General features: G+C 54.9%; 6 protein-coding genes. 5 read left to right on the forward strand and 1 reads right to left on the reverse strand.

The features are described from left to right. Window positions 1–367: 367 nt before the first annotated feature. On the reverse strand, window positions 368–1,225 hold the full coding sequence (thyX, locus tag RKE40_RS24080) for an FAD-dependent thymidylate synthase (RefSeq protein WP_316020735.1): 858 nt from the start codon (window positions 1,223–1,225) through the stop codon (window positions 368–370). Window positions 1,226–1,229: 4 nt separating this feature from the next. Between thyX and RKE40_RS29800 the strand changes: the two genes are divergently transcribed. The 5 genes from RKE40_RS29800 (at window position 1,230) to RKE40_RS24100 (ending at window position 7,332) form a co-directional block, all read left to right on the forward strand. Next, window positions 1,230–2,594, forward strand: coding sequence for a DNA cytosine methyltransferase (locus RKE40_RS29800; protein ID WP_390893516.1), 1,365 nt, complete (start codon window positions 1,230–1,232; stop codon window positions 2,592–2,594). Between the two features lie 26 nt (window positions 2,595–2,620). Beyond that, complete coding sequence (locus tag RKE40_RS24085) at window positions 2,621–3,562, forward strand: phosphoribosyltransferase-like protein (RefSeq protein ID WP_316020736.1); 942 nt, start codon at window positions 2,621–2,623, stop codon at window positions 3,560–3,562. Between the two features lie 3 nt (window positions 3,563–3,565). Then, the gene (locus RKE40_RS24090; protein ID WP_316020737.1) at window positions 3,566–5,542 is read left to right on the forward strand and encodes an ORC-CDC6 family AAA ATPase; all 1,977 of its coding nucleotides are present in this window, start codon (window positions 3,566–3,568) and stop codon (window positions 5,540–5,542) included. 148 nt (window positions 5,543–5,690) lie between these two features. Next, a complete protein-coding gene (locus RKE40_RS24095) occupies window positions 5,691–6,545 on the forward strand; it encodes a hypothetical protein (RefSeq protein ID WP_316020738.1) in 855 nt (284 codons plus the stop codon). Between the two features lie 121 nt (window positions 6,546–6,666). Next, window positions 6,667–7,332, forward strand: coding sequence for a hypothetical protein (locus tag RKE40_RS24100; RefSeq protein ID WP_316020739.1), 666 nt, complete (start codon window positions 6,667–6,669; stop codon window positions 7,330–7,332). Window positions 7,333–7,872 lie beyond the last annotated feature (540 nt).

The raw sequence follows: 7,872 nt of genomic DNA on the forward strand, positions 1-7,872 counted from the left end.
TGGGGCAATTTAGCGTACGATCTCGGAACGCGATCAGGGGCGTTTGTGGAACGGCTCAACATCGCGCCGGGCAAGCATAATGCTCAAAGGCCTTGCCAGGCGCGCTGCGGTTTTGCGCGGCTGTTTCAATTGAGCATACAATCCCGAAAATCGCCGTTGCCGTCGGTCAATGATCGGAAGGGCGAGCAACAACGCCTTCCGGCTACCCATATGCGAGTGGCCAGGTGCCAAGCAAATTTTCTAAGCGAGTGCCTTACCGGTCAACACGCCCCATCCCATCAAGCGAACACAAACAGTGAGACAGCGTCAAAACAGATAACTAAGCCAATTCTGCGAAATTTGACCGTCTATGATGCGAAGTCCTATCTCATTCCAAATCCAATTGCAGCGTCGCAGCGAGCTCGCGCCACTCACGACCCGACAGCCCAGATTCGCTTTCCTTGATACGTTCTCCAGCGAGCATTCGTCTCAGAACGCGCAAAGCCGGCCCTGATAGCGAGACGGCCTCGGCGCGGTAATCAACAAAGGCTTCATAGGTGTGAGGCACCCACGCTTTCACAATCTTCAGAAGCTCTTCAGCATATCGGCGTATTTCGTATTGAGCGTGTCGATCTGCCCGAAGCTCTAAGAAATGCATTAGGTTATGCAGGTCAATTTTCCAGTACCATTGCGTATAATAAGATACCGGCAATACGGCACGAGCTAGTTCCCTCGCAATTCCGCTGCGAGCCTCGTTCGATTTAAAGCTTCCTGAATCTTCGTTGAGAAGTTCCAAATAGGTATCATAAGCGGATTCTGCAGACTCCGACATGGATCTCTCAACGACTTCGGCTTGTTCAATCGAGACAGCTGTTGATCGACCTTGGCGGTTATCCTTGCTTTGGACCGCGATCGCATCGCCGGTCGGCACGTAGAATTCGCGGTCAAGCACCGAATACCGAGCGGAATACTCATTCACACTTGCCATACGATGGCGAATCCATTGACGCGCCACGAATATAGGGAGCTTCACGTGAAATTTAATCTCCGCCATCTCGAACGGAGTAGTATGCCGATGACGCAGCAGGTACCGAATCAGGTTGCGATCATCGCTGACTGATTTCGTGCCGGTTCCGTACGAAACTCGTGCAGCCTGAACGACGGCGTCGTCGTTGCCCATGTAATCAACGACACGTATGAAGCCATGATCAAGGACGCGAATCTCCTGACCGAGAATGGCGTCCAAAGAAATGCTACGGGGGCGGTCTACCATCAATTTCGCTTCGGATGCTCGCAGTTCATCAACACTTCAAGCAGTAGCGGCGCGTAGCTCCGCGGGCAACCGCCCCGGTGCCACGGTGGCTCGCCGGAAGCAGCGCGCCTCGGATGCACCCACTCAGCCTGCGCGGTTGCAGATATCGCCGATCTCTGCGGTTGGGGCAGCGCAGTGGTCCGCGACCAGTTTATTTTCCGGGTGCGGGGGGCTGGATTTCGGTTTCAGTGCGCAGGGTTTCAGGACCTTGGCTGCATACGATTTGGACAAGCTGGCCATCGCAACGTTCAACCTGAATCACGGGTGCGCTGCGAAAAAAGCAGATCTGTCATTTGAGCGGCCGCCGTTGCCGAAGTCCGATATCTTGCTCGCGGGCGCGCCGTGCCAGGGCTTCTCCACGATCGGAAAGCGAGACCTCGAAGATCCTCGCAATCTCCTCGTCAAACGTGCAGCCGAACTTATCGTACTTTCCCGTCCCAAAGTGGCGGTTATGGAGAATGTGCCTGCAGCTTTGGCTGGTGCTCACGGCGCTATTTGGGCCGAATCTGAGGGCTTGCTGCGCTGGAACGGATATAACGTTCGTCGCTTCATTGCGGAAGGGAGCGATAGCGGTGTGCCTCAGCGCCGCAAGCGACTGTTCCTAATTTGCTGGCGCGGAAGCGATTGCATTCGAGTTGAGCCGCCCCCCGTGAAGGCACCCTCTCTGCGAGAGGCGCTGTCTGGCTTGGAGGAATGCGAGGATCACGATCCCATCATGCTGGCGGAGGGCAGCCGTGACGCATTAATCGCGGCTGGGATTCCACCTGGATCTAAGCTGTGTAACGTTCGAATCAGCGGGGCGGCTGTCCCGACGTGGTCAATCCCCTCGATTTTCGGGTCAACGAGTGACTCTGAAAAGGAAGTTCTGATTGCGATAGTGAGGCTGCGCCGCCGAGCGCGACGACGCAGTTTCGGGGACGCAGACCCCGTGCTTCCTTCGCAAGTTGCCGAATACCTGGGTCGACCCGTAGAGCATGACATTGCGGGGCTTGTCGCGACCGGCTATTTGCGCCTCGATCATCCGTGGGTAGACATAACTCACACGTACAATGGAAAATATAGACGGTTAGACTGGAGTGTGCCGGCCCCTACTGTCGACACGCATTTTGGCGATCCTCGGCTCTTCTTGCACCCTGAGGAAGCTCGTGGCCTTACTCCCCGGGAGGCGGCGAGGATACAAGGCTTTCCCGACGACTTTAGGTTCGTTGGGGGGCGGCGCGAGCGGTTTCGGCTGATAGGCAATGCGGTGCCGCCTCCGATGGCGGCTCGCATTGCATATTTTGTAAGGGCGGCACTCCTGTGACAGCCATCGGGAAGAAAAACGAAGTAATGCGTATTGTCGAGCCTTGGCTTGAAGGGGATCAGGACGGCTATTTTCTAGAGTTGATGCGTCAAGTTCAGTGGCTCGGTCGCGAGTTATATAGCGACTATGAACCAAATAGGTATGAAACTTTTGATGAGCGCTTTGGAAAGTGGATTGGTAACGTAGAATCGGAATCCGATCAGAAAACATTGTTTGAGCTTCTTGATCAGATATTTTTCGTAGGAAGGCGAGAATTTGAAGCCTTGTGCCGAGCTGCGTTCTCCGGGCCGATCTCACGCTGGATAGTGGACGTCGAAACGATCGCAATCGATGCTCAGAACTCGGCGGAGCTGATTTCCGCAGCGGTCGAAAGCACTTGGTTTTGCCCTGTTACCGATAGTATGCGTATCAACGCCTTTCTGAAACTCAACCACATCGAGGGAAAGCAGTTTCGGCCCGACTGGCGTTCACTTCAGCAATTCGGGGACCCGAATAAAATAAGGCGACATATGGCGGAATCCGGACTACGGCGCCTCGTCCTCTTGGAAGACTTTGTGGGGTCTGGGACTCAGATAACCCCTCCCGCGGAGTTTGCTGCTGCCAACTTCCCCGAGATGCAGATACTACTTTGCCCGCTGGTTATCTGCCCAAAAGGGATAGAGGCAGGGGAGGCATTGGAACAACGCTTCGACAACCTCACTTTTTCTCCAGTGCTTCGTACAACTGAACAAGCACTTGTCCATGAGAAAGCCAAAGCGGGTGAGAAGGAAATATTCACACGCGTAAGAAAAATAATTAATTCAAATAAACATAGATTTACGAATCCTAATCGAAGAAAGCCCTTTGGGTTCCGTGAGGTGGGGGCATTGGTTGTCATGTACTCGAATTGCCCGAACAATACCCTTCCTATCATTCACAATGATTCGAAGAACTGGAAGGCACTGTTCCCTCGGATTCGGAGAAACTGAGCCGTGAACCCCTTCCATGAGCTGTATGTCGGCGAGCGCATATCCAGCAGCGAGTTCGTCTCAATTTTCAGCACGGTCCTGATCGACCAGGCTGCGCCACTGTTTCAGCCGGGCAACGTCGTTCTTGCTGGAGTGCAAGGAAGCGGCAAAAGCATGCTGTTTAAGCTGCTACTGCCTGAGATCCGCCAAGAATACGCTAAGGCCGGTGCGGCGTTCCCAGTTCCTGCAAAAATGAGGAGGTTCATTGGGGCGGGAATCAACCTGAATCAGTCCCAGGCAACACAGTTCGGGCTTCGCAAGGATCCTCGTGATCCAAATCTGCGCGCGCTGCTGTTTGGAGATTTTCTTAATTATTACGTTGCATCTGATCTTTTGAAGTCGATATCAACTATCGCCAATGGAGAAGCTTCAGTCGCCGATGAGCTAAATGTTCATTTTGACCGGGATCGGCAGAATGCGCTCGTAGAATTTCTTCGAGAGGACGCATGCTGGAACGGCTGGTTAGACGGTCTAGAAAGCATTGAGCTTGTGAGGAAGCGCTTGGCCGACCGGCTTGTCCATTATCGCCAGTTCATGCACTACAATCGCGAAAAGCTTGGCGACGACGTATTGTCTACAACGACGGCGGTAGGGGAGCCGATCGCAGCGGTGGTTCGAGCTTTGCGGAGCGCGGACGTGATGCCGCCTGACGTGAATGTTTATGTGCACGTAGACCAATATGAAGAAATTGGGACTATAAGCAGCGACGTTGAGTCGCCCGATTATAGGTCCGTCGTAAATCGCGCTCTGAACCTCAGGGACCCTACGGTTTCGTACAGAATTGGTACTCGCGCTTACGCTTGGCATGCGCGGGCTAATATATTTGGGACGACTGCAAAGCTTGAGCAACAGCGCGACTACAAATTTGTTGATTTGGACGAGAAGCTGCGACGCCATGAGAATGCGACCGGAATCTTTCCAGTGTTTGCGAAAGACGTCTTTGCTCGCCGTATGCGTCAGAATGGAATTGCCGAACTGGATTGCCCCCCGGAGGACATGCTCGGCCGTGTTCTCGGCGCATCGCTCGATCCTACGGACAAGGCCAAGATCTACGGCGGTAAAAGACCAGAGCGCGCGCTGAAGCTGCCGGATGATTGGCCGGACGCCGTGAAGCGGCGACTCCGCAAAATCACATCGGACGACCCGCTGTCTGGCCGACTGGGAGAGGCTTGGGGAAGGCAGAAGGGGGTTGACCAGCTGGCAGACCTCGAATCGCCTTGGGCCGTCAGGGATCAGCAGTGGTGGCGAAAGGAGCGGGTAGAGCTTGCTCTCGCGCAGATAGCGAGCACCACGCAGTCAAAGCCAATTTGGTCCGGCGAGACCGAGGTGCTTGAGTTGAGTGGTGGAAATATCCTGGTTTTCTTAAGTATATGTCAGATTATTTGGGACATGGCTGTCCAATCTAACAATCTGTCTGATGATACTCCTGCTTTTCCTATCGATAGACGCTGGCAGACAGTGGCAATACACAAAGCTAGTGAGTATTGGGTTGGGAAAATTCTACAGGAATTTGGCAACAGCGGTGATCGCCATAAACTAATACGTTACTTTGGCCAGATGTTTTCCCGATCTCTTTTGGATGATCGAAGGATGAGTAACCCCGGGCATAACGGATTTTCTACAAAGGATTCTGATCTTGAGAAATTTTCAAAAGTTAAATGTATTTTGGATGAAGCGGGGGAATTCGGTAACCTTCTGAGAGACTTCCATACTACAAAGGAGAGAGATCGCGCGGCTCGCACCAAGTGGTATCTTAGTCCAATTTATTGCCCTTCATTGCGTTTGCCTCACGTGAGAACGAAGGAGCCGCAGTACGTTAGGGCGGTAGATGTAGAAAGCTGGATGATCCAAGCTGATATCTTACCAAGCGACGGGCCACAGAAACTGCAGCGTCGCGCCAAGCGTGCCCCGCTTCTAGATCTGATGGACGACAATGGTTAGTCGCTACCGGCCATGGGGGCCTTTCGACTGGGTGCTGGGTAAGCTTGAGGCGCCGAGATGGGCCCTTATGGGATGCCTTGGCACAGAGGATCGCTGCGAGGCAGTTTTCAAAGCGCTACCGGCTGCATCCCGAGGCCACAAGGTATTTTTGAAGATACTCGACCCGGAGGTGCCACCAACGGAGCCATTTGAGCCTCGGTACGCTCAGATGCAGGCGCGGCTTGTAGCGGCTGGCTGCGAGGGGGACGTGTTTAGAAGCGTCCCGCTTCTCGCTTCATTTGATGCGATGCGGGAAGCCGTTGACGAATTCCTAGAATCTGGAGCGACGGATGTAATTCTAGATATCACGTCCATGCCGAAGCGATGGTTCTTTCCTCTTACTAAGATGTTGCTGGCAAGCGAACAGGTAAGCTCACTCGTCGCAACGTACACATCAGCTCTAAAGTATAGTAACAACCTATCCTCAAATCCAGAGCCGCTGAGCGCTATTCCCGGATTTGCCAGCGACGACGCTCGCTTAGAGCACGATACGGCGATCGTTGGCATTGGTTTCGAGCCGCTAGGGCTTAACGAGCTTTATTCTCAGCAGAAAGTGAACAAGATTCGTTATGTGTTTCCATTTCCGCCTGGACCGCCAGGATTCCACCGAAACTGGGCGTTTGTTCGCCAGCTAGAGGCGCCAATATCGGAACAAGGAAATGATCGAAGGTGGCACATTTCGATGTATGATTGCTCAAGCGTTTTTGATGCGCTTGTTGAAGTATCGGGGAATGGAAATTCAACTTGCGTTTTGGCTCCGTATGGGCCGAAAACTGTTTCCCTCGCTATGTGCCTGTTTTCTATTGCTCTGCAACGTGCCAATTTAGCGTCTGCCCCGGTGTATTATGCTCAGCCTAAGAGATATGATTTAAATTACTCATCTGGCATCAAGATGATTGGCGGCAAATCTGACATTCAAGCGTATTGTCTTAAATTGAGAGGCGAAAATTTATTCAGTCTATAATAAAATTTCACTTTTCATAGATATTTTGATCAGAATCACTCGATTATTGATGAGATGACTTATTTAAACGATCTACTGGCTTCGAAACGGTTTGCGCTAGGATTTCTTGGGGTCATTCTGTATGCGCGTGGACGATTTTGGCGATCGCCATTTGCTACGTATGCAGCCAACTCACGGTCGCGGTCTGCTCGCCCGCGGCTACCTCGCACGATTGACCACCGCGCAGCGCTGCTCTGCAACGGGGTGCCGTGATGTGCGCGTGCGCGGCTGCACCGTCTGCCGGCGGCATGGGGGAGGCCGCATCGTCGTCCAGCGGGTGCGCGAGCATCTTGCGCGCGCTCGCAGTCCGAAGGTCATCGTCCGGCTTGTTGCACGCCTCGATAAGGCGGAGCGCAACAGGGTGCGGGCCTATCGCGGCGACGTGAGACGCAAGGAGCACGAGGCCCGCAGCAGCGAGGCCGATCGCCTGCAGATCGAGGCGAAGGCGCTGGCGGAAATCGGGCTGCTCGATATCGCCCAGTTGCGGCGCGCGCAGGCTGCAGCCGAAACGCTGCGTCCGTACCGCGAGCCTGACTGCCGGATCGCGGCAGCGCGGTTCATGGCCTTGCTCAGGCGCGATCCGTCATGGGCCTTTGACAGCTTCGCCAGCGAGCTGTCGCTTGACGGGCGAGAGCGCGATCAGGCTGCTGCGTTGCTGGGGCAGGTTGTCGGAGCTGCAGTGATGGCACGGGCGCAAGGCCGTAGTTATCCGGTTCGCAAACCGGTCAGCGAAACGAGCGACTGGTAAGAAGATCGATCCGGCAGGCGCCGGCGAGGTATCGCCGGCTGGCGCTCGCACAAAACGAGTTCCGACAGCCACTTTTCACGGGGCTTCAGGCAGTCGCCCGGCGGCATCGAGGCCGGCGGCAATCTGCGACAGCGGGAGCCCTGCCGATGCGGACGCAATCACGATCAGCGCAGGTTCCCTCATGATGCTGAGAGACGCTTGCTGTCGGGCAGCGAAGCGTGAACGCCCAGCACGGACCAGCCGCGCGGCAAGCTTTGGCTCCAGCTCATCGCGCAACTGCCGAGTGTCCGCTAGCCCGACAGAGAGGGCGTAGGCCAAATACCCGCCAGGGCGCTTAAGTGTCAAACGGCCCGCAAAGTTGCCCCCCGATCGGCGTCCAATGTTGACCCCTTGAGTATGCTTCGCGGCGAGGAGGCGGCGCGGCGGAGCTGGTCTGGATTGCGCAGCCGCGCCGGCTCCGGATCGATATGCGCAGGCTGAGGCTCAGAGCCTGTTCTTGAAGCGCCAGCTCTCGTTGCCGGTCTCGACGATGTCGCAGTG

The sequence above is a fragment of the Allobosea rubneri genome (assembly GCF_032464875.1).
GTDB classification, from domain to species: domain Bacteria; phylum Pseudomonadota; class Alphaproteobacteria; order Rhizobiales; family Beijerinckiaceae; genus Allobosea; species Allobosea rubneri.